This is a genomic window from Vibrio sp. 1562, assembly GCF_033340155.1.
GTDB classification, from domain to species: domain Bacteria; phylum Pseudomonadota; class Gammaproteobacteria; order Enterobacterales; family Vibrionaceae; genus Vibrio; species Vibrio alginolyticus.
This window is the reverse complement of sequence record NZ_JAWOVY010000483.1, coordinates 1-623: the sequence shown is the minus strand read 5'-3', so window position 1 is coordinate 623 and position 623 is coordinate 1. Positions and strand designations below refer to the sequence as shown.

Annotated in this window: 1 pseudogene; it reads left to right on the top strand. The window is 48.5% G+C overall.

Annotated features, from left to right (window positions below):
* Positions 1-623, top strand: a pseudogene (locus R7Z49_RS25960) (excinuclease ABC subunit B); the annotation flags it as partial.

Below are 623 nucleotides of genomic sequence, written 5' to 3'. Positions count from 1 at the left end.
ATTGAGCAAATGCGTTTGTCTGCCACCAAAGCTTTACTAGAACGAAAAGATGCCATCATCGTCGCTTCTGTCTCGGCCATCTATGGTTTGGGTGATCCCGAGTCGTATTTACAGATGATGCTGCACTTACGCCGTGGTGACGTGATCGATCAGCGTGACATGCTTCGTCGCCTAGCGGAACTCCAATACTCGCGTAATGATGTCGCTTTTGAACGCGGTCAGTTCCGTGTTCGCGGCGAAGTGATCGACATATTCCCAGCTGAGTCTGACCAAGATGCTGTCCGTGTTGAAATGTTTGATGATGAAGTGGATTGCATCAGTGTGTTCGACCCATTGACGGGTGTCGTGAAACAAAGAGATTTGCCGCGTTACACGATTTACCCGAAAACGCACTACGTGACGCCCCGCGACCGTATTCTCGAAGCGATAGAAAGCATCAAAGTTGAGCTCGAAGTACGCAAGAAACAATTACTAGAGAATAACAAGCTAATAGAAGAGCAGCGCATTAGCCAGCGTACACAGTTTGATATCGAGATGATGAATGAGCTGGGTTTCTGCTCTGGTATCGAAAACTACTCACGTTATCTCAGTGGTCGTTCTGAGGGTGAGCCGCCTCCAACCTT